Source organism: Streptomyces sp. NPDC008001 (genome assembly GCF_042958085.1).
In the GTDB taxonomy this organism is placed as follows: Bacteria; Actinomycetota; Actinomycetes; order Streptomycetales; family Streptomycetaceae; genus Streptomyces.
The window spans coordinates 24,762-45,682 of record NZ_JBIBIZ010000017.1 but is presented as its reverse complement, the minus strand read 5'-3'; the positions used below and the strand labels follow the sequence as shown (position 1 = coordinate 45,682).

Genomic DNA, 20,921 nt, shown 5'->3' with positions numbered 1-20,921 from the left:
AAGGGCCAGTACTCCCCCACCTCCGAGACCGGGAAGATCACCAAGTCCACCCCCATGGGCTCCCTCGACGCCCCCTTCAACCCCGTCTCCCTCGCCCTGGGCGCCGAAGCCTCCTTCGTCGCCCGCACCGTCGACTCCGACCGCAAGCACCTCACCGAGGTCCTGCGCCAGGCCGCCGCCCACCCCGGCACCGCCCTGGTGGAGATCTACCAGAACTGCAACATCTTCAACGACGGCGCCTTCGAACCCCTCAAAGACAAAGAGCAGGCGCAGGAAGCCGTCATCCGCCTCGAACACGGCCAACCCATCCGCTTCGGCGCCGACAACGACAAGGGTGTCGTCCGCGACCCGGCCACCGGTGACCTGAAGGTCGTCACCGTCACGCCCGAGAACGAAGCCGACGTCCTGGTCCACGACGCGCACTCCCCCTCCCCCACCACCGCCTTCGCGCTCTCCCGCCTGGCCGACCCGGACACGCTCCACCAGACCCCCATCGGCGTCTTCCGCAGCATCGACCGGCCCGTCTACGACACCCAAATGACCGGCCAACTCGACGCCGCCATCGAGCAAAAAGGCAAAGGAGACCTCACCACCCTCCTCGCGGGGAACGACACCTGGACCGTCATCGGCTGAGCCGCGCCGACTTTTCACGATTCGCTTCAGCTAGGAGAGCTGGTATGTCAACGGAAGCAGCAAACATACGCATCTGCATTGTCGGTGCCGGCCCGAGGGGGACCGTGGCGCTGGAGCGCATCTGCGCCAACGCCCCCGAAATCGCGGGGGGCAAACAGGTGGAGGTGCATGTCGTCGATCCCTACCCCGTGGGCGGCGGACGCGTGTGGCAGCTGGGCCAGTCGCGCCGGCTGCTGATGAACACTGTTGCCGGTGACGTGACCGTATTCACGGACGACACCGTTACCTGTGAGGGTCCGCTGACGTTCGGGCCCACCCAGTACCAGTGGGCGCGCATGGTCGCCCAAGGCGAGGTCACCGATGTGACCGAGGAAGCGAAGGCCGAGGCCGCGGTGATGGAACCGTGGTCGTACGCCTCGCGGGCATTTCAGGGGGAATACCTCGGCTGGGCCTTCGCCCACATCGTGCACAACGCGCCGTCCGGGGTCCGGATCCAGGTGCACCGGACGCGGGCGACTTCGCTCACCGAGTCCGCGGGCGGCATTCAGCACGTGACGCTGGAAGGACGGGACCTGCCGCTGGAAGTCGACGCGGTGATCCTTGCGCAGGGCCATTACGACGTCGAGCCCACGGAGAGGCAGCGCGAGCTCGTTGATTTCGCCTCCCGTCACGGTCTGCACTACGTGCCGCCGAGCAGCCCGGCGGAGGCGGACCTGGGTCCGATCGCCGCGGGCCAGGCCGTAGCTCTGCGGGGACTCGGGCTGAATTTTTACGACTACATGGCCCTGCTCACCGAAGGCAGGGGCGGGCGTTTCGTCCCCGGTGCCGACGGCCGGCTGACCTATCTGCCGAGCGGCAACGAGCCGGTCGTCCACGCCGGTTCGGGGCGCGGTGTGCCGTACCGGGCGCGGGCGGAGATCCGTCAGGAGGTCGTGCCCCGCTACCAGGCGACGTTCCTGTCCGCCGGCGAGATCGCCCGGTTGCGGGGGCCGGCGGGCACCGGTCGCACCGACTTCATGCGCGACCTGTTCCCCCTCGTGTCGAAGGAGGTCGCCTGGAACTACTACAAGGTGCTGTTGCAGGACGGCGACCCTGCCGCGTACGCCCGGCTGCTGGCCGAGTACCCGCGCCACGCCTGGGGGTCCCCGGAGATGGAGACGCTCCTGAGCGACCTGGTGCCCGATCCGGAGCTGCGCTGGAACTGGGAGGCGCTCGACCGTCCGGCGGACCTGCGTGAGTTCGCCGGCACCGCCGAGTACCGCGCCTGGATCCTCGACGTCCTCGACGAGGATCTGCGCCACTCGGATCTCGGCCCGGCCGTCAGCGCCGTCAAGGCCGCCGCCGCCGTCATGCGCGACCTGCGCGACGAGGTGCGGCAGGTGATCTCCCACCGGGGCTTGAGCGGTGCCTCCTACCGGGACCACATCGACCACTGGTTCAGCGGCTTGAACAACTACGCCGCCAGCGGGCCGCCGGCCACGCGCGTCCGGCAGCTGCGCGCCCTGGTCGAGGCGGGGGTCGTCCAGGTGCTCGGCCCGCGCATGCGGGTGACGGCGGACGAGGAGTCCGGTGCCTTCCTCGTCGGCTCGCCCCAGGTGCCGGGCGCGCCCGTGCGCGTGACGGCGCTCGTCGAGGCCCACCTGCCGACGACCGACGTGCGCCGGGCCACCGACCCGCTGCTGGCGTCACTGCACTCCGCGGGCGGGTGCCGGGCCCACTTCATTCCCGACGCGGCGGGTTCCGGTTACGAGACGGGCGGTCTGGACGTCACCGACGTGACCTTCCAGGTCATCGACGGCCGGGGCGTTCCCCACCCGGCCCGTTTCTCCTACGGCCCTCCGGTGGAGTCGGTGCAGTGGGTCACCGCGATCGGTGCCCGGCCGCACGTCAACTCCCGCACGCTCCTCCAGGGCGACTCCATCGCCCGGTCCTGCCTCAAGCAGGGCATGAGCCGGCTCGCCGGAGCCGCCGCGAGCCCCTCCGGACGGGACGCGGAGCTGACGGCGCCCGTACGCTGACGAAGCCCGCGGGACAGAATTCAGGGCGGGCCCGGGAAGATTTCCCGGGGCCGCCCTCTCGCTTGCCGGTCAGCTCTCTTGCCGGTCAGCTGTGACCCGGTCCGCCGTCATGGGTCTTCTGCACCTCGTGGATTGCCTTCATCAGGGAAATACCGGCCGGAGCACCGGCGTAAGCGGCGCATTGCAGGGCCACTTCGGCCATTTCCTCGACGGAACACCCGTTGCGCAGCGCGCCGTGAATGTTGAGGCGCAGCTCTTCGGGCCGGTTCAAGGCGGTGAGAAGGGCGAGGTTGAGGAGGCTGCGGGTCCGGCGGTCCAGACCCTCACGTGCCCAGACCGAGCCCCAGGGGTACTCCGTGATCAGGTCGAGCAGAGGTTTCGCCGGAGGCCATTCGCTCAGGAGGGAGTTGACGTGCTCGTCGCCCAGTACTTCCCTGCGGATACGGTCGCCTTCGGCGTAGCGTTGGGGCGCGGACGGTTCAGTCGTCACGGGCAGCCCGTCAATCCGCTACGGGCACGGGCACCGGCGCAAGCGCGGACTCGGACTCGGATACGGATACCGATCCGGACGCGGATACGTCTGCGGATGCAGGTGCGACGGTCGGAAGGTCGGTGCACATCTCCCCGCCGATCGCCCAGTTCTCCTTCGGGACGTCGCGGATGATGACGTAGATGCGTTCGCGCGTGCTCCCGCAGGCGCGCTGGAAGGCGTCGGTGAGCTCACGCGCCAGGGCGGCCTTGTCCGTTTCGGACCGGCCGTGCCACATGTCGACAGAGATGACAGGCATGCAAATCCCTTCCCAGGGAGGTATCCGACGAGGGCATTCACCTCCGTTCTACCTTCGGAGCAGGGCAGCCGGGTATCCGACTTTGGTGCAAGAGCCGGCAGCAGAATCAGCAGGAACACCAAGGCCCGTCCCACCGTCCGCGGCACGGTACGCGCGGCGGTATTCGCTGGGGGGAATGCCGACGCTGCGGGCGAAGTGGAGCCGGAGGTTGCCGGCGCCGCCCAGGCCGCACTGCTCGGCGATCTTGTCCATCGGCTGGTCGGTGGTCTCCAGGAGCTCCTTGGCGCGCGAGATGCGCTGGGCCTGGAGCCACTGGAGGGGCGTGGTGCCCGTCGCCTGGTGGAAGCGCCGCACGAGGGTCCGTACGCTCGTGCCGGCCTGCCGGGCCAGCTGGGGGGTCGTGAGGGGCTGGTGGAGGCGCTCCGCGGCCCAGTGCAGCAACGGGGCCAGCCCGCTGTCGGTCTCCTTCGGCGGCACCGGCGTCTCGATGTACTGGGCCTGCCCGCCGGGCCGGTGGGCGGGGACGACCAGGTGGCGGGCGACCGAGCCGGCCACCCGGGACCCCAGGTCCTTGCGCAGCACGTGCAGGCACAGGTCGATGCCGGCGGTGCTGCCGGCGCTGGTGAGGATGTCCCCGTCGTCGATGTAGAGGACGGTGGGGTCGACGTCCACCTCGGGATAGCGCTCGGCCAGGAGCGGAGCGTGCTGCCAGTGGGTGGCGGCACGGCGCCCGTCGAGCAGCCCTGCCGCCGCCAGGACGAACGCCCCCGAGCACAGGGAGACGATGCGCGCGCCGCGGTCGTGGGCTTCCCTGATGGCCTCCAGGAGCCGTGCCGGCGGGTCTCCGCGGACGTCCGCGCTGGCGGGGACGATGACGGTGTCCGCTTCGACCAGTTCGCGGTAGCCGTACGGGGTGTGCGTGGTGAACCACTGCCGGGCCGGGACGGCTTCGCCCTCCGTGAGGTTGCAGAGCCGGAAGTCGTACCAGGGGACGCTGGGGTCGGGATGCGGCGTACCGAACACGTGGCACGGCACGGCCAGTTCGAGGATCGGCATGCCGTCGGTGACCGCCACGGCCACGGAACCGGGGCTGCCGGGCTGCTGAGTCATGGCAGCAATCTAACGGCTCATGGCAGATCTGCCACTCGATGGGGCGGTCGGGGGCGCCGATAGTGGAAAGCGCCTCCCTCAGCGCCTCCTTTTCGACCAACGGAGAGACGACGGATACGTCCATGACCTCAACTCCCGAAACACGGCCGGTGGATGCGGCGGCGCCTGCCGCCGCCCCGGCGCCGGCCGATCCCCGGCGCTGGCTGGTGCTGACCGTCGCGTCGGCCGCCCAGTTCCTCGCGATCCTCGACCTGTTCGCCGTCACCGTGGCCTTCCCCGCCCTGGAGAAGTCGTTCCCGCAGGCCTCGCTCGCCTCCATGTCGTGGGTGCTGAACGGCTACACGATCGTCCTGGCGGCGCTCCTCATCCCCGCCGGGCGCCTCGCGGACGAGACGAGCCGCAAGGGCAGCTTCCTGATCGGCATGGTCCTCTTCGGCCTGTCGTCGGTCGGTTGTGCCGTCGCCCCCAGCCTGACCGTGCTGATCATCGCCCGTGTGGTGCAGGCGGTGGCCGCCGCCGTCCTCGTGCCCACCTCTCTGGGGCTGGCCCTGCCGGCCTTCCCCGAGCACGAGCGCTCCACCGCCATCGGCATCTGGACGGCGGTCGCGGCCGTCGCCGCGGGCAGCGGCCCGGTGCTGGGCGGCCTGCTGGTGGAGATCAGCTGGCGGTGGATCTTCCTGATCAACATCCCCATCTGCGCCGTGGCCGTCCTGGCCGGCGCGCGCCTGCTGCCCCAAGTGCCCCGCAAGGCCTCCCAGGGCCTGGACCTCCTCGGATCGGCGCTCATCCTGCTCGCGTCCGGCGCGCTGACGATGGCCTTCGTCGAGGCGCCCGACTGGGGTTACACGTCGCCCGGCACCCTGGGCTGCTTCGCCGCGGCCGTGGTCCTGATCCTCGCCTGCCTGCGCCACATCCGCCACACCTCCGACCCGATCATCAGCCCCACGCTGTTCGCGAGCCGGCTGTTCAGGGTCGGCACCATCGGGATCTTCCTCTACTACCTGGCGTTCGCCTCGATGCTCTTCGAGGCCGCCCTCTTCCTGACCGGCCAGTGGCACTACTCGGTCCTGCGCGCCGGCCTGGGCATCGCGCCCACCCCGGTCACCGTCATGATCCTCTCCGCCCTCTCGGGGAAGATCATCCGCCGCATCGGCGCCCGGGCCTCCGCGGTGAGCGGAGGGCTGGTGTTCGCCGTGGGCTGCGCCTGGTGGTTCGCCGCGGCCGGCTCCACGCCGCACTACGCGACCGCCTACCTGCCCGGTGCGATCCTGGTCGGCGCGGGCAACGCCCTCATCCAGCCGGCCCTGTTCGGTGCGGCGAGCGGGCTCCCCGCCGAGCAGCTGTCGGTGGGCTCCGGCACTCTGATGATGTCCCGCCAGATCGGCTCCGCCCTGGGCGTCGCCCTGCTCACCGCGATCCTCGGCAGCTCGGAGCACCCGACGATGGCCGCCTTCCGGCACGGCTGGATCTACATGATCGTCGCCGCTCTGCTGGCCACGCTGGCCGGCCTCCGCTACCGCGCGGACACTCCCGCCAGGGCCTGAGGGCCCTCCCCGGATCCCGCCCGGCCCGCCTGACTCCCCCGACAGGCAGGCCGGGCGGTTCTCCGCATGCGGAAGCGTTCGTGCGGAAGCGTTCGTGCGGAAGCGCTCCTGCGGAAGCTGTGCCGGGACCGGTGCGCACCGGCGGCCGCGGGCGGCGCCGGCCTTTTTGCCGCTCCCCTCCCGCAGCCCGCCCGGGCCTGGCAGGATCCGCCCATGCTTCCCCGATACCTCCGCCCCGGCGGACGCCGCGCCGCCCGCACGGCCGCCGTGGGCGCCGTGGTGCTCACCCTGCTGGTGTGGTGGCTGGTGTCCCTGCACGGCGACACGTCGCCGACCGGCCGGATGTCGTTCGCCACGGGGGTGCCGACCGGCGTGTACGCCAAGTACGGGGACCTCCTCAAGGAGGACCTGGCGCGGGACATGCCCTCCCTGGACGTACGGCTGCGGCGCAGCCAGGGGTCGCTGGACAACCTGCGGCAGCTCACGTCCGGCGAGGCGGACTTCACCCTGGCCACCGCGGACTCGGTGGCCACCTACCGCGACGAGGGGAAGCCGGGCGCCGGGAGCCTGCGCGCCTGCGCGCGGCTGTACGACGACTACATCCAGCTGGTGGTGGAGAAGAAGTCGCCCGTGCAGTCCGCACGCGACCTGCGGGGACTGCGGGTGGGCGTGGGCACGGACGACTCGGGGGTGCAGCTGATCACGCGGCGGCTGCTGAAGGCGGCAGGGCTCGACTTCGACAAGGACATCACTCCGGTGCGGGTCGGGATCGACAGGATGCCGGGGCTGCTGGAGCGCGGGCAGCTGGACGCGTTCTTCTGGTCCGGCGGGCTGCCCACGAACGCCGTCCAGACACTCGGTCTGCGGCTGTCCATCCGCCTCGTGCAGCTGAACGATCTGATCGAGCCCTTGCACGCGCAGGGGCCGCAGACGCGCTACTACAGGGCCGCGGTGATGCCCGTGGACGCGTACCCGGAGCTGCAGGCGGCGCAGGCGGTGAAGACGCTGGCGGTCGCCAACCTCCTCGTGACCATGGAGCACGAGGATCCGGAGCTGGCGGAGAGCGTCACCCGGTCGGTGATGAACAGCAGGGACCGCATAGGGAAACAGGTGCACGCCGCGCAGAAGGTGGACCTCCGTACGGCGATCTTCACCGACCCCCTGCAGTTGCACGCGGGAGCGCGCCGCTACTACCTGTCGGTCAAGCCCTGAAGGCCGTAGCCGTAGGTCAAGCCCTGAGGGCCGCAAGGCAGGCCCTGAGGGCCTTAAGGCAAGCCCTGAGGACCGCAAGACGCGCAGGGAGCGGCAGAGACCCGCAGGGAGCCGCAAGAAGCCGCAGGGAGCCGCCCTACGGGTGAGCCTGCGCCACGCGCGCGTGCCCGGCCGCACCGTCCCCGCCGTGGCGCGGCACCTTGATCATGGCGCGCAGGCCGTGCGGCTCGTTCGGCGCGTACGTCAGGGTGGCGCCTCCGGCCGCGAGGAGGGCCCGGGAGATGGACAGCCCCAGGCCCGATCCGGAGACGTTCTGGTGGCGGCTGCTGCGCCAGAAGCGGTCGCCGATGCGGGTGAGCTCCTCGTCCGTGAGGCCGGGGCCGCCGTCGGCGACGGTGATGCCGACGCTGTCGGCCTCCACCGCGACGCTGACGTGCACCGGGCCGCCCTCCGGGGTGAACTTGAGGGCGTTGTCCACCACGGCGTCCAGGGCGCTGGAGAGGGCGACCGGGTCGGCCCAGCCGGTCACCGCGGTCGGGCCGTCGTAGGAGAGCTCGACCCGCTCGCGGTCGGCGACCGGGGACCAGGCTCCCACCCGGTCGATGACGATCTCCGCTATGTCGGTCAGCTGGAGGTCGGCGGCCGCGTGCTCGGCCAGCGCGAGGTCGAGGAGGTCGTCGAGCACGCGCGCGAGGCGCTTGCCCTCGGCCCGTACGGAGGCGACCTCCCCGTGCCCCGGGGGCAGGTCGAGGGCGAGCAGGTCGATGCGCAGCAGGAGCGCGGCGAGGGGGTTGCGCAGCTGGTGCGAGGCGTCGGCGACGAAGGCGCGCTGCTGCTCCAGGACGGACTCCACGTTGTCGGCCATCTCGTTGAAGGAGCGTGCCAGGCGGCGCAGTTCGGGTGGCCCGCTGTCGGCCGCGACGCGGGAGTTCAGCCGCCCCGTGGCGATGCCGTGCGTGGCGGCGTCCAGGGTCCGTACGGGCCGCATCACCCATCCCGTGAGGCGGAACGCGGCGGCGACGGCGACGAGCATGGCGGCGGTCTCGCCCGCCACGAGCAGCAGCCAGGAGTGCAGGATCCGGGACCGCAGCTGCCCCGTGGGCGAGTCGGTGACGACGACCGCCACGACGTCGCCGTCGCGGATGACCGGGGAGGCCACGGCGAGCCTGCTGTGCTGCAGCGGCCAGACCTGCCCCGGATCGTGGCTGCGGCGCCCCGCCAGGGCCTCCTGGAAGGCCCGCTGGCCCTCACCCTGGGGCGGCACCCTCCAGCGTCTGGGAGCGACCGCCATGGCCTGCCCGTCGCGGTAGAAGATGCCGACCCTGATGTCGTACAGCTCCTCGTATCGGAGGAGTTCGAAGCGCAGGGTGTTGAGCCGCTCGTCGGTGCCGGCCTCGGGGTCGAACGGCCGGGTGGTGACGAACTGGGCGAGGGCGGCGAAGCGCGCGGTGTCGTCGATGCGGTCGACGACCACGCGCTGCTGCTCGGCCGCGGCGATGCTCGCGGCCAGCGGGAAGCCGAGGGCCAGCAGCACGCCCGCGAGCAGGACGATGAGGAGCGGGAGGAGTCGGGTGCGCACGGGCTTGGCAGGCTCTCACCGGGCCGGGACGACGATTTTGTAGCCGACCCCGCGGACCGTCTCGATGAGGGCGGGCATGCGCAGCTTGGCGCGCAGGGAGGCGATGTGCACCTCCAGCGTGCGGCCCGTCCCCTCCCAGCTGGTCTGCCAGACCTCGCTGATGATCTGTTCGCGGCGGAAGACGACGCCGGGCCGCTGGGCGAGCAGGGCCAGCAGGTCGAACTCCTTGCGGGTGAGCGGAACGGCCGTACCGGCCACGGAGACCTCGCGGTTGGGGAGTTCGATGGTGAGGCTGCCCAGGTGCAGCGAGTGCGGCCCGGCGGCCTCCTGCGTCTCCTCCTGGCCGTTCTCCGCGGGGGGCTTGCGGCGGGCGACCGCGTGGATGCGGGCGAGGAGCTCACCGGTGTCGTACGGCTTGACCACGTAGTCGTCGGCGCCGAGGTTGAGTCCGTGGATCTTGGACCGGGTGTCGGCGCGGGCGGTGACCATGATGACGGGGATGCCGGTGCGCTTGCGGATCTTTCCGCACACCTCGAAGCCGTCCTGGTCGGGCAGGCCGAGGTCGAGCAGGACGACGGCGAAGGGCGCACCGGCGTCCGGCAGCAGGGCGCGGAGCGCTTCGTCGCCGCTCCGGGCGTGGGTGACCTCGAAGCCGTGCCGGGCCAGCACCGCCGCCAGAGCCGCGGCGACGTGATCGTCGTCCTCCACGAGCAGCAGCCTCATCAGGCCCCCTCCCTGTGACCGCGGCGTGGGCACCCCCGCATCCACGCTGATGGACGCCCGGTCCGTCAAGGGGGTTCCAGGGGTGAAGGGGCTTCCGTTATCCACCCGGTACGCCCGGGCGACCGGCGCGCGCGCCGCGCGCCCCCTTCACACAGAGTGTCCCTTTGCGGCCGGATCGTTATGCTCAATTTCAGCTCAGATGTAATGACGCTGGTCGTTGCCGCTCATTAGGGTCCTCCCAATCGAGGAGGATGGAGCGAGGAACGCCGATGAGCGAAGAATCGGTGCCCGGCGGGACGACGTCCGCCGCAGCCCCCCTGGTCGTCCTGAAGAGCGTCAACAAGCACTTCGGCGCCCTGCATGTCCTCCAGGACATCGACCTGACCATCGCGCGCGGCGAAGTCGTCGTCGTGATCGGCCCGTCGGGGTCCGGCAAGTCCACGCTGTGCCGGACGATCAACCGCCTGGAGACCACGGACTCCGGGTCGATCACCATCGACGGCAGACCGCTGCCCCAGGAGGGCAAGGAGCTGGCCAGGCTGCGCGCCGACGTGGGCATGGTCTTCCAGTCGTTCAATCTCTTTGCGCACAAGACCGTTCTGGAGAACGTGACGCTCGGCCAGGTCAAGGTGCGCAGGACGGACCGCCGCAAGGCCGAGGAGAAGGCCCGCGCCCTGCTCGACCGGGTCGGGGTCGGCGCCCAGGCGGACAAGTATCCGGCCCAGCTCTCCGGCGGCCAGCAGCAGCGCGTGGCCATCGCCCGCGCCCTGGCCATGGATCCGAAGGTGATGCTCTTCGACGAGCCGACCTCCGCGCTCGACCCGGAGATGATCAACGAGGTGCTGGAGGTCATGCAGCAGCTCGCCCGGGACGGCATGACGATGGTCGTCGTCACCCACGAGATGGGCTTCGCCCGCTCCGCCGCCAACCGCGTCGTCTTCATGGCCGACGGCCGCATCGTCGAGGAAGCCCGGCCGGACCAGTTCTTCAGCAACCCGCGCAGCGACCGCGCGAAGGACTTCCTGTCGAAGATCCTCCACCACTGACCGCGCCGCCCGGGTCCTCTCACCGGGCTGCCCCGCCGCTCCCGGTCGGCGTCCCTCTCCCCCGCCCGCCGCGGCCGTCCTGTCCACTCCCAACCCCTGCCGACGCAAAGGATGTTCACCATGAAGCTCCGCAAGACCGTCGCAGCCGCCGCCGTGGCGCTGGCGCTCACCACGGCCGCCACCGCCTGCGGCAAGTCCGGCAGCCCGGACGACGACAAGGCCGGCAAGCCGAGCGACGGCAAGTCCGCGCCGGCCCTGCCGACCTACAAGGTGAACACCTCGGCCGAGGTCAAGGACTCGCCCGTGTTCGAGAAGATCAAGGGCAAGACGATCACCATCGGCACCAAGGCCGACCAGCCCGGCATGGGGTACGAGAACCCCACCTCCAAGAAGCGCACCGGCTTCGACGTGGAGATCGCCCGGATGATCGCGGCCGACCTCGGCTTCGACGAGTCCCACATCCAGTTCAGGACGGTGCCCTCCGAGGGCCGCGAGACGCAGATCGCGAGCGGCGGCGTCGACCTCTACGTCGGCACGTACACGATCAACGACGAGCGCAAGAAGCAGGTCGACTTCGCCGGCCCGTACTACGTCGCCGGACAGGACCTCCTCGTGAAGTCCGGCAGCAGCATCAAGGGCCCGGACGACCTCAAGGGCAAGAAGGTCTGCTCGGCCACCGGCTCCACGCCGCTCAAGCGGATCAAGGAGCCCAAGTACGGGGTCGCCGAGGCCAAGGCCCAGCAGGGCTACCAGCTGTGCGTGCAGGAGCTCGTCTCCGGCTCCGTCGACGCGGTGACGACGGACGACGCCATCCTCAAGGGCTACGCCGCGGAGAACAACGGCGCCCTGAAGGTCGTCGGCAAGCCGTTCTCCCAGGAGCCCTACGGCGTCGGTCTGAAGAAGGACGACAAGGCGCTGCGCGACGCCGTCAACAACGCCATCGAGGCGCACGAGAAGAACGGCGACTGGAAGAAGGCGTACGACGCCACCATCGGCCTCTCCGGCAACCCCGCGCCGAACCCGCCCGCGGTCGACCGCTACTGACCACTGCCGTTCCCTCAACGACCCGCGGGGAGAGCCGCCTTGAACGTTCTGTCGGACCACTTCGCGGAGTTCCGCGAAGGCTTCCTCGGCACCGTCGAGCTCACGGGGCTCGGCGGTCTGCTGGCCCTGGTGCTGGGCATAGTGATGGCGGCGTTCCGGGTCTCCCCGGTACCCGCCCTGCGCGTGTTCGGCACCGCCTGGGTGACGCTGCTGCGCAACACCCCCCTGGTGCTGCTCTTCCTCGCCGTCACCCTGGGCCTGCCCGCCCTCGGCCTCAAGGGCTGGGACTCCTTCTGGCTCGCCGTGCTGACGCTCGGCTGCTACACCTCGGCGTTCGTCTGCGAGGCCGTCCGGTCCGGCATCAACGCCGTGCCGGTGGGCCAGGCGGAGGCGGCCCGATCGCTCGGGATGACGTTCGGCCAGACGCTGGGCCAGGTCGTCCTGCCCCAGGCCACCCGGACCGCCGTGCCGCCCATCGGCAGCCTGATGATCGCCCTCGCCAAGAACACGGCGATCGCGTCGGGCTTCAACGTGACCCAGCTCGGCTCGGTGCAGAAGTCCCTCAACGCCGACGCCGGTTACAACATCTACGTGATCTTCCTCTGGATCGCGATCTGCTACATCATCATCACTCTCGCGATCAGCGGCCTGTTCCGGCTGCTGGAGACCCGGCTGGCGGTGGCCCGATGAGCGCGAACGTCCTCTACGACGCCCCCGGCCCCCGGGCCCGCGCCCGCAACCGCCTCTACGGGGCGCTGTCCACCGTCGCGATCCTCGCCCTGGTCGCCTTCGTCGTCCACAAGCTGGACGACACCGGCCAGTTCCAGCCCGGCCTGTGGGACGACTACGAGTACACCGACACCCATCAGCGGATCGTCGACGGGCTGCTGACGACCCTCAAGACGTTCGCGATCGCGGCGGTCCTCTCGCTCGCGCTGGGCGCGGTGCTGGCGGCCGCACGGCTGTCCGACCACCGGCCGGTGCGCTGGGCGGCCACGGTGGTGGTCGAGTTCTTCCGCGCCATGCCGCTGGTGATCATGATCTTCCTGCTGTTCGCGGGGGTCTTCACCGCCGACCCGATGTGGGCACTTGTCCTGGGCCTCACGCTCTACAACGGCTCCGTGCAGGCGGAGATCTTCCGCTCCGGGGTCAAGGCGGTGCCGCGCGGGCAGAGCGAGGCGGCCTACGCCCTGGGGCTGCGCAAGACCCAGGCGATGGTGAGCGTCCTGATCCCCCAGGCCGTCCGGACGATGCTGCCGTCAATCATCAGCCAGCTCGTGGTGACCCTCAAGGACACCTCGCTCGGATTCATCATCCTCTACGAGGAACTGCTCTTCGTCGGCAAGGCCTTCGCCGAGCAGACCAAGCCCGTGAACGGCGTCTACGCGTTCATCCCGATGGTGATCGTCTTCGGTTCGATCTACATCGTGCTCTGCCTGGCGCTGTCCTCGGTGGCCACTTGGGTCGAACGGCGCACGCAGCGCTCGCGCAAGGGCACGCCTCCTCCGATGAAGATGACCGGCGGCGCCGTCACGACCGGGCAGGCCGCCGGCCTGCCCGGCGCCTCCGGCGCGGACGGTTCGCATACGGGCTGACCAACCCGCAGGTGACGCCCCGTCGGCCGGCCCGGCCGACGGGGCGCGCCCCGTGCGGCGCGCCGCGGCGAGCGCCCTGATCACTTGACGCACGCACGCGCAGTGGGTTGCATACGTTCTGTGATCGAGCACCGCGTTCCCCCCGTCGGACCCCATACATCCCGTACGCCCCGTACGTACCGTGGAGCCCCGGGCAGGGATCTCGGCCGCGGCGGATGCCCGGGAGCCGTGCCGTGGACCCGGTGATCGTCGTGGGGGCCGGCCCGGTCGGCCTCATGCTCTCCCTCTGTCTGGCGCGCCACGAAGTGCGCGTCGTCCTCCTCGACGAGGCTCCGGCCGACGGCCCCGCGCCGGACGAGGAGCGCCTGGCCCGCACGGCCGTGCTCGGCCCCGACACCGCCGCCCTGCTGGAGCGGCTGGGGTGCGCGACGGACGACGGCAGCCGGTGGACGGGCTGGCGCACCATGCGGCGGCGCGCAGTGGTCACCCAGCTGTCATTCGCACTTCCCGGGGCGTCCTCGGGGAGCGACGGAGCCGAAGGCGCGGAGGGGCCGGGAGAGGCTCCGCTGCATCTGCCGCAGCACGCACTGACGCGAGCGCTCCGGGCCGCACTCGCCCGCGAGGACAGGGTGCGCATCGTCCCCGCCGGCCGGCTGGAGAACCTCCGGCAGGACGCCTACGGGGTCTCCGCGCACCTCCGCGGGGACAACGGCTCGGCGTGGCGGGGCAGTTACCTCGTCGGCTGCGACGGCGCCCGGTCGACCGTGCGCAAGCTGCTCGGCGCGCGCTTCCCGGGCCGTACGGCCGTCGAGCGGTACGCGGTCGCCGCGCTCCGGACCGAGCTGCCGTGGCCCGGCGAGGCCGTGCTCCACCGGTCGCCCCCACGGGGCGGCGAAGTGACCGCCCGCCCCCTGCCGGACGGCGTCTGGCGGCTCGACTGGCCCCTGCCGCCCGGTGGTGAACTCGTCACGCCCGACGCGCTCCTCGCGCGCGTGCGCGACTCGCTGACCGCCTGGTGCGGCGAGGTGCCGCCGTACGAGCTCCTGGACACCGGTGTGCACACCGTGCACCACCGCCTCACGCGCCGGATGCGCACCGGCCGCGCCTTCCTCGCCGGCGACGCCGCCCACCTGCTCGGGGCGCTCGGCGCGCAGGGGCTCGACGAGGGGCTGCGCGACGCCGGGAACCTGGCCTGGAAGCTGGCCCTCGCCTGGCACCACGGCGCCTCCGAGAGCCTGCTCGACAGCTACCAAGCCGAGCGGCGCGGAGCGATCGGGGCGCGGCTGCGCGCCGCCGACCGGGCGCTGCCGGCGGTGCGGGGCGCGGGCGGGTGGAGCAACGTGCGCCGCACGCTGGTGCCGGGCGCCCTGCGCGGGCACGACGAGCTGCTCACCGATGCCCACGTGGGGCGCGGGCAGCTGGGCGCGCCCCCCTCGTACCCCGATACGCCCCTGGCCCCGGCGGCACCGCCCGCCGGATCCGTCGCAGTGGCCACGCCCTTGGGGGCCCAGGCCGAGAACGTGCCGGTGACGGCCCCGGACGGCTCCCGCGTACGGCTGCGGGAGCGGCTGGGCGGCGACCTCCTGGTGCTCCTGACCGCCCCGGGCAGCGGCGTGTGGGAGCGGCGGCACTGGGCGGACGCGGGCCTCATGCCGGGGCTGGAGGCCGCCGTCAGTGCCCTCCCCTTGCGCGCCGAACTGCTGGTCACCGACGAGTACCCGGGCGCCCCGGCCCATACGGTGCTGGTGGTGCGGCCGGACGGGCATCTGGTGGCGGCCCTGGCGGGGGTGCGGCCTGCGGAGCTGTACGCGTGCGCGGACGCCGTACGGGGTGGGGCCGCCGGCGGCGGCACGGGGCCCGGCGGCGAGGGACGGACCCGTGCCGTACCGGCCGGTGCGGCACAGCTCGCCGGCTCCGAGGACCCGGCCCCGGGGGCCGTCTCCGGGGGTGACGAGGGCTCAAGGGGCGCGCAGGCGTCCGCGGGAGCCCCCAGCGAAGCTGCTGCCAACCGTTGACCCGCACCGAACGCCATGGTTGACTACGGAACGTGACTGACAGCGGCGCGCACTTCTGGCGGAGGGTCCATCTGGACCTCGTCCGCTACGCGGGCTGCGTCTGTCGTCCGTCCTGCTGATCCGCATTCCCTCCGCGCGGCCTGCGTGTGCGCTCTTGTGCGCCGGCCGCCGCGCGCCCCTTCGCGATCACTCAGGACGGCTCCCGTGTTCCTTCCCCTGCCCACACCCGTGCCCGGCTCCTCCCCGGTCTCCTCCGGCGCCCCGGGCGCGCCCTCCGAGGCGGACCTTCTCGCCTTCGCCCGCCGCGCGGCCGCCGATGCCCGGCTGGTCTCCTCCCTCCCGCTGGATCCCGAAGGGCGCACCTGGATGCGGCTCAACGGGCCGGGCGACAGCGAGGCCTGGCTGATCGGCTGGCCGCCGGGCAGCGGCACCGGCTGGCACGACCACGGCGGCTCGCACGGCGCCTTCGCCGTCGCGGGCGGCGCGCTGACGGAGCACTCGCTGGCGGCCCGGCTGCCCACCGACGGCTGGAAGACGCTGGAGCTGGCGGACGGCCTCGACCGCGAACGGCGGCTGCCCCAGGGGGAAGGGCGGGCCTTCGGCGCCCACCATGTGCACCAGGTGCTCAACGCCTCGGCGGAGCAGCACGCGGTGTCCGTGCACGCGTACTACCCGCCGCTGCCCCTGATGCGGCGGTACGGCCGCACCGGGCAGGTGCTGCGGCTGGAGCAGGTGGAGTGGCCGGAGGAGTGGGCGTGAGGGTCGAAGAGCTGCTGGCGGCCGCCCGCGAGGGCCTCGACCGGCTCGGCCCCGAGGAGGCCGCGGCCGCCCGGGCCGGGGGCGGGCTGCTGGTCGACATACGGTACGCGGCGCTGCGGGAGCGCGACGGGACCATCCCGGGCGCGCTCGTGATCGAGCGCAACGAACTGGAATGGCGGCTCGACCCGCTGTGCGAGCATCGCGCTGCCGAGGCGACCGGGCACGACCTGCGAGTGGTCGTGATCTGCAACGAGGGCTACGCCTCCAGCCTGGCGGCGGCTTCCCTGCGCCTGCTGGGCCTGCACCGCGCCACGGACCTGGCAGGCGGCTTCCAGGCCTGGCGCGCGGCGGGGCTGCCGGTGGACACCGGGGCGCGCTGACGCCACGGCGGAGTGACACTGCCCGCCGTGCCTGTACGTCCATGCCTGTATGACCGTCCCTGTAGGACGCCTGTATGACCGCGCCTACATGTCCGCCAGATGATCCAGCAGCTCCGGGTCCTCGCCCTCCTCCTCCAGCGCGCGGCGCACCACGCGCAGGGCGAGGCCCTCGGCATAACCCTTGCGGGCCAGCATCCCGGCGAGGCGGCGGAGCCGCTTCTCGCGGTCCAGCCCGCGGGTGGCGCGGAGCTTGCGCTCGACCAGCTCGCGGGCGGTGCGCTCCTCCTGCTCGGCGTCGAGCTGCCCCACGGCCTCGTCGATCACCGCGGAGTCCACGCCCTTGGTGCGCAGCTCGCGCGCGAGGGCACGGCGGGCCAGGCCCCGGCCGTGGTGCCGGGACTCGACCCAGGCCCCGGCGAACGCCGCGTCGTCGATCAGGCCCACGTCCTCGAAGCGGGAGAGGACCTCCTCGGCGACCTCGTCCGGGATCCCCCGCTTGGCCAGGGCGTCCGCAAGCTGCTTACGGGTGCGCGGGGTCCCGGTGAGCAGGCGCAGGCAGATCGCCCGCGCCTGCTCCTCGGGCCGCGGCGGCGCCTCGTCCCCGGCCCTCGACGAGGAAGGGGCGCCACCGCCGGTACGGTCGTCCGCGTCCGGTCCGGGCAGGTCTTCCCCGGGGGCCGGCCGGGGATCCCATCGCCGTGTCATGGATCAGCTCTTGGCAGCCGTGGCCTTGGCCGCCTTCGCCGTGGACTTCGCTGCCGCCGGGGCGGGCACGGACTTCGCCGAGGCGTCCGCCGCGGCACCTGCCGCATCCGCGGCGGGCTCGGCCTCCGGCTCCTCGGCCTTGCCGCCCACGCCCAGCTTCGTCTTGATCTTCTTCTCGATCTCGTCGGCGAGGGCCGGGTTGTCCTTGAGGAAGTTGCGGGCGTTCTCCTTGCCCTGGCCGAGCTGGTCGCCCTCGTAGGTGTACCAGGCGCCGGCCTTGCGGATGAAGCCGTGCTCCACGCCCATGTCGATCAGGCCGCCCTCGCGGCTGATGCCCTGGCCGTAGAGGATGTCGAACTCGGCCTGCTTGAAGGGCGGCGCGACCTTGTTCTTGACGACCTTGCAGCGGGTGCGGTTGCCGACCGCCTCCGTGCCGTCCTTCAGGGTCTCGATGCGGCGGATGTCGATGCGCACCGAGGCGTAGAACTTCAGCGCCCGGCCACCGGTCGTGGTCTCCGGGGAGCCGAACATCACGCCGATCTTCTCGCGGAGCTGGTTGATGAAGATCGCGGTGGTCTTGGACTGGTTGAGCGCGCTGGTGATCTTCCGGAGCGCCTGGCTCATCAGGCGGGCCTGGAGACCCACGTGCGAGTCACCCATTTCGCCCTCGATCTCCGCACGCGGCACCAGGGCCGCCACGGAGTCGATGACGATCAGGTCGAGCGCGCCGGAGCGCACCAGCATGTCGACGATCTCCAGGGCCTGCTCGCCGTTGTCCGGCTGGGACAGGATCAGGTTGTCGATGTCGACGCCGAGCTTCCTGGCGTACTCGGGGTCGAGGGCGTGCTCGGCGTCCACGAAGGCCACCGTGCCGCCGGCGCGCTGGGCGTTGGCCACGGCGTGCAGGGTCAGGGTCGTCTTACCGGAGGACTCCGGTCCGTAGATCTCCACCACACGGCCGCGCGGGAGCCCGCCGACGCCGAGGGCGACGTCGAGAGCGGTCGACCCGGTGGAGATGACCTCGATCGGCTCGTTCGGCCGCTCTCCGAGGCGCATCACGGCGCCCTTGCCGAATTGCCGTTCAATCTGTGCGAGCGCGGCGTCCAGCGCCTTCTCGCGGTCGGTGCCTGCCATGGGTTCCACCCGGTTTGCTTGAGTCGATCGCTTCACGTCCACGACGCTAACGCCTGCCACTGACAATGCGCCCGGGCGTCGCTCCGGCCTGTGGATAACCCGGCCCGCGAAGGGCCCGGGACGGGGTCCCGCACACGGCTCCACAGCGCCGGGGAACCCCATAAGAATGGATGTTCGATTTCGCTGTCAAGCGCGCCACTCCGGGCCCGCCGCGGCGTTGGTGACCTCGTACCGCCGCACGTACGCGCCGAGGAACGCCTGCAGCGTCGCCGTCGCCGGGATGGCCACCAGCGCCCCCACCGCCCCGAGCAGGGCGGCGCCCGCGACCACCGAGCCGAAGGCGACGGCGGGGTGGATGTCGACGGTCCTGGCGGTGATGCGCGGCTGCAGCACGTAGTTCTCGAACTGCTGGTAGACCACGACGAAGCCGAGCACCCACACCGCGTACCAGGGGTCCACCGTGAAGGCGAGCAGCACGGGCAGGGCGCCCGCGAGGTAGGTGCCGATCGCCGGGATGAACTGCGAGACGAAGCCCACCCAGATCGCGAGGGCCGGGGCGTACGGCACCCCGAGGGTCACCAGCAGCACGTAGTGGGCGATGCCGGAGATCAGCGCCATGAGGGCGCGCGAGTAGATGTAGCCGCCGGTCTTGGCGACGGCCAGCTCCCAGGCGCGCAGCACCTCGGCCTGCCGGCGGGGCGGCAGCACGGAGCACAGGGCGCGGCGCAGCCGGGGCCCGTCCGCCGCGAAGTAGAACGAGAACAGCACCACGGTCAGCAGCTGGAACAGCCCGCCCAGGACGGTGGCCGAGACGTCCAGGACGCCGCCGGCACTGCTCTTCACGTACCGCTGCAGCCAGCCCGAGTGCAGCAGGCTCTCCTGGATCTGCACGCGGGACAGCCTGGTGCGGAACACCCTGTTGATCCACTTGATGACCGCGTCCAGGTACGAGGGGAAGTTCTCCACCATGGTCACGATCTGGTCGGCCAGCATCGAGCCGAGCAGGGCGACGAAGCCGGCGACGACGACCGTGACGGCAAGGAAGACCAGTCCCGCCGCGAGGCCGCGGCGCATGCCGCGGGCGGACAGCCGCGCCACGGCCGGCTCGATGGCCAAGGCGAGGAAGAAGGCGATCAGGACGTTCAGCAGCAGCCCGATGAGCTGCTGGAAGGCCCAGACCGCCAGCATGAAGCAGGCGAACAGGGCGAGCGCGGTCACCATGGCACGGGGCAGCCAGAGCGGCATGCCGGCGGCGGGCGGGGGCGGTGGTGGGGCGGGTTCCGGAGCGGGATCGTCAGCCACGCCGCAAGTGTGGCCTATCGGACGAACCAGAAGAACGGCACCTTGCGACGGAAGGTGCCCGGTATGTCAGCGTTTGTCGTCAGGGATGTCCATCGCCCGGCACACCGCGCGCCACACGTCCTTGGCGTTCCAGCCGGCGTCCAGCGCCTCGTGCACCGTCCTTCCGCCCAGCTCGGACATCACGTGGTCGCGCGCGAAGGAGTCGGCGTACGCCGCGCCGAAATGATTCGCCATCCGCTGCCAGAAAACCGTCAACCGCATGCGCCCAGTATCCCGCCCCTGAGGGTGCTGCCCGCCACGAGCCGCTGACCGGGGCCGTTTTCCGGCCTACGGTCGGTGCATGGCCCGATCCGGAGCATCCCCCGCAGTCCGTGCCGAACAGTTCATCTGGCTCACCGCCCGCGTCCTCGAACAGCGGAGATTCGCCTTTCACTTCCTGGACGGCGGTCCAGACGCCGTGGAAGCGGCCCTGACGGCCTATCTCGGCGAGGACGGCGGGTACGGCTTCGCCCTGGAGCCGGATCTGCGCGGCCCCGTGAGCCAGCCGCTGCACACCGTCTACGCGCTGCGCGTCCTCGACGAGATCGGCCGCTGCGGCGACCGGCGCATGGAGCGCGTCTGCCGCTACCTGACGGCCGTCTCCACCCCCGACGGCGCGCTGCCCGCGCTCCACCCCTCGCTGCGCGGCTATCCGGCGGCCCCGTGGATCCCGGTGGTGGACGACCCGCCGAGCGACCTCCTGACCACCGGCCCCGTGGTGGGCCTGCTGCACGGCAACGAGGTGTGGCACGCGTGGCTGTTCCGGGCCACCGACTTCTGCTGGGCCGCCGTGGAAGCCCTCGGGAACGGCGCGCGGACTCACCCGTACGAGGTGGAGGCGGCGGTCGCCTTCCTGGACGGGGCGCCGGACCGGGCCCGGGCGCGGACGGCGGCCGAACGCCTGGGCCGCGTCGTCCGGGAGCAGCGGCTGGCGGTCCTGGACCCCGCGCGCGTCGCCGACTACCCCGTCCCCGAGGGATACGCACCGGGCGAGCACCACTACCCGCACGACTTCGCGCCCGCCCCCGGCTCGATGGCCCGCTCCTGGTTCACCGACGCGGAGCTGGAACGGTCGCTGGACTTCCTCGCCGCCTCGCAGCAGGAGGACGGCGGCTGGCCGGTCCGCTGGCGCGAGTGGGCCCCCGGCACCCGTCTGGAGTGCCGGCCCATGGTGACCCTCAGCGCGCTGCTGACCCTGCGCGCGTACGACCGCGACGTGTGACGCACTCCGTGCCGTCGCGCGACGCCCGTCGCGCCGGCCGGTCACCTCGCCCCGTGCGGCAGCCACCGCCTCA

General features: G+C 71.8%; 22 protein-coding genes. 13 read left to right on the top strand and 9 right to left on the bottom strand.

The annotated features are described in order from the left end of the window. The coding region (locus tag ACFZCD_RS32595; protein WP_391836672.1) for a thiamine pyrophosphate-dependent enzyme at positions 1-633 on the top strand (633 nt) is incomplete at its 5' end. Positions 634-677: 44 nt separating this feature from the next. After that, a complete protein-coding gene (locus tag ACFZCD_RS32590; RefSeq protein ID WP_391836671.1) occupies positions 678-2,651 on the top strand; it encodes an FAD/NAD(P)-binding protein in 1,974 nt (657 codons plus the stop codon). Between the two features lie 85 nt (positions 2,652-2,736). Here the strand turns inward: ACFZCD_RS32590 and ACFZCD_RS32585 are convergent, their stop codons facing one another. From ACFZCD_RS32585 to ACFZCD_RS32575, 3 genes are read right to left on the bottom strand one after another with little or no spacing between them, the layout of a single operon-like run. Then, positions 2,737-3,141 carry a carboxymuconolactone decarboxylase family protein gene (locus ACFZCD_RS32585; protein ID WP_391836670.1) on the bottom strand — a complete coding sequence of 135 codons (405 nt, stop codon included), beginning with the start codon at positions 3,139-3,141 and terminating at the stop codon, positions 2,737-2,739. Positions 3,142-3,151: 10 nt separating this feature from the next. Further along, positions 3,152-3,439 (bottom strand): 4-oxalocrotonate tautomerase family protein, encoded by a 288-nt coding sequence (locus ACFZCD_RS32580; RefSeq protein WP_391836669.1) that lies wholly within the window; start codon positions 3,437-3,439, stop codon positions 3,152-3,154. Positions 3,440-3,487: 48 nt separating this feature from the next. Continuing rightward, positions 3,488-4,549, bottom strand: a complete 1,062-nt coding sequence (locus ACFZCD_RS32575) for a GlxA family transcriptional regulator (RefSeq protein ID WP_391836668.1) — start codon at positions 4,547-4,549, stop codon at positions 3,488-3,490. Positions 4,550-4,671: 122 nt separating this feature from the next. Between ACFZCD_RS32575 and ACFZCD_RS32570 the strand changes: the two genes are divergently transcribed. Then, complete coding sequence (locus ACFZCD_RS32570) at positions 4,672-6,093, top strand: MFS transporter (protein WP_391836667.1); 1,422 nt, start codon at positions 4,672-4,674, stop codon at positions 6,091-6,093. A 213-nt stretch (positions 6,094-6,306) separates the two neighbouring features. Then, a complete protein-coding gene (locus tag ACFZCD_RS32565) occupies positions 6,307-7,305 on the top strand; it encodes a TAXI family TRAP transporter solute-binding subunit (RefSeq protein WP_391836666.1) in 999 nt (332 codons plus the stop codon). A gap of 136 nt (positions 7,306-7,441) precedes the next feature. Here ACFZCD_RS32565 and ACFZCD_RS32560 read toward each other — a convergent pair whose 3' ends face one another. Both ACFZCD_RS32560 and ACFZCD_RS32555 read right to left on the bottom strand, forming a co-directional pair. Continuing rightward, positions 7,442-8,884, bottom strand: coding sequence for an ATP-binding protein (locus tag ACFZCD_RS32560; protein WP_391836665.1), 1,443 nt, complete (start codon positions 8,882-8,884; stop codon positions 7,442-7,444). A 15-nt stretch (positions 8,885-8,899) separates the two neighbouring features. Next, positions 8,900-9,607 carry a response regulator transcription factor gene (locus ACFZCD_RS32555; protein ID WP_391836664.1) on the bottom strand — a complete coding sequence of 236 codons (708 nt, stop codon included), beginning with the start codon at positions 9,605-9,607 and terminating at the stop codon, positions 8,900-8,902. A 269-nt stretch (positions 9,608-9,876) separates the two neighbouring features. Between ACFZCD_RS32555 and ACFZCD_RS32550 the strand changes: the two genes are divergently transcribed. From ACFZCD_RS32550 to ACFZCD_RS32515, 8 genes are all read left to right on the top strand, one after another. Continuing rightward, on the top strand, positions 9,877-10,653 hold the full coding sequence (locus tag ACFZCD_RS32550; protein ID WP_391836663.1) for an amino acid ABC transporter ATP-binding protein: 777 nt from the start codon (positions 9,877-9,879) through the stop codon (positions 10,651-10,653). A 120-nt stretch (positions 10,654-10,773) separates the two neighbouring features. Beyond that, positions 10,774-11,697, top strand: a complete 924-nt coding sequence (locus ACFZCD_RS32545; protein WP_391836662.1) for a glutamate ABC transporter substrate-binding protein — start codon at positions 10,774-10,776, stop codon at positions 11,695-11,697. Between the two features lie 39 nt (positions 11,698-11,736). After that, on the top strand, positions 11,737-12,387 hold the full coding sequence (locus ACFZCD_RS32540) for an amino acid ABC transporter permease (protein ID WP_391836661.1): 651 nt from the start codon (positions 11,737-11,739) through the stop codon (positions 12,385-12,387). Then, complete coding sequence (locus ACFZCD_RS32535) at positions 12,384-13,292, top strand: amino acid ABC transporter permease (RefSeq protein ID WP_391836660.1); 909 nt, start codon at positions 12,384-12,386, stop codon at positions 13,290-13,292. Before ACFZCD_RS32540 ends, ACFZCD_RS32535 begins: the two co-directional genes overlap by 4 nt. 233 nt (positions 13,293-13,525) lie before the next feature. Next, on the top strand, positions 13,526-15,307 hold the full coding sequence (locus tag ACFZCD_RS32530) for an FAD-dependent monooxygenase (protein ID WP_391836659.1): 1,782 nt from the start codon (positions 13,526-13,528) through the stop codon (positions 15,305-15,307). Between the two features lie 32 nt (positions 15,308-15,339). Further along, positions 15,340-15,426, top strand: a complete 87-nt coding sequence (locus ACFZCD_RS32525) for a putative leader peptide (RefSeq protein WP_353620253.1) — start codon at positions 15,340-15,342, stop codon at positions 15,424-15,426. A 97-nt stretch (positions 15,427-15,523) separates the two neighbouring features. Continuing rightward, entirely contained in the window at positions 15,524-16,066 is a 543-nt protein-coding gene (locus ACFZCD_RS32520) for a cysteine dioxygenase (protein ID WP_391836674.1), read from the top strand. Beyond that, the gene (locus ACFZCD_RS32515; protein ID WP_391836658.1) at positions 16,063-16,446 is read left to right on the top strand and encodes a rhodanese-like domain-containing protein; all 384 of its coding nucleotides are present in this window, start codon (positions 16,063-16,065) and stop codon (positions 16,444-16,446) included. The genes ACFZCD_RS32520 and ACFZCD_RS32515 overlap by 4 nt, the downstream gene beginning before the upstream one ends. 84 nt (positions 16,447-16,530) lie before the next feature. On the opposite strand, the gene recX is transcribed toward ACFZCD_RS32515, so the two are convergent. The 4 genes from recX to ACFZCD_RS32495 all read right to left on the bottom strand — a co-directional run bounded on the left by recX (position 16,531) and on the right by ACFZCD_RS32495 (position 19,848). Further along, the gene (gene recX, locus ACFZCD_RS32510; protein ID WP_391836657.1) at positions 16,531-17,151 is read right to left on the bottom strand and encodes a recombination regulator RecX; all 621 of its coding nucleotides are present in this window, start codon (positions 17,149-17,151) and stop codon (positions 16,531-16,533) included. Between the two features lie 3 nt (positions 17,152-17,154). Further along, positions 17,155-18,285 carry a recombinase RecA gene (recA, locus tag ACFZCD_RS32505; protein ID WP_391836656.1) on the bottom strand — a complete coding sequence of 377 codons (1,131 nt, stop codon included), beginning with the start codon at positions 18,283-18,285 and terminating at the stop codon, positions 17,155-17,157. 186 nt (positions 18,286-18,471) lie between these two features. Further along, positions 18,472-19,530: an AI-2E family transporter gene (locus ACFZCD_RS32500; protein ID WP_391836673.1), complete on the bottom strand. Its 1,059-nt coding sequence runs from the start codon at positions 19,528-19,530 to the stop codon at positions 18,472-18,474. Positions 19,531-19,653: 123 nt separating this feature from the next. Beyond that, the gene (locus ACFZCD_RS32495) at positions 19,654-19,848 is read right to left on the bottom strand and encodes a DUF3046 domain-containing protein (RefSeq protein ID WP_391836655.1); all 195 of its coding nucleotides are present in this window, start codon (positions 19,846-19,848) and stop codon (positions 19,654-19,656) included. Between the two features lie 79 nt (positions 19,849-19,927). Between ACFZCD_RS32495 and ACFZCD_RS32490 the strand changes: the two genes are divergently transcribed. Continuing rightward, positions 19,928-20,848 (top strand): hypothetical protein, encoded by a 921-nt coding sequence (locus ACFZCD_RS32490; RefSeq protein WP_391836654.1) that lies wholly within the window; start codon positions 19,928-19,930, stop codon positions 20,846-20,848. Positions 20,849-20,921: the final 73 nt, after the last annotated feature.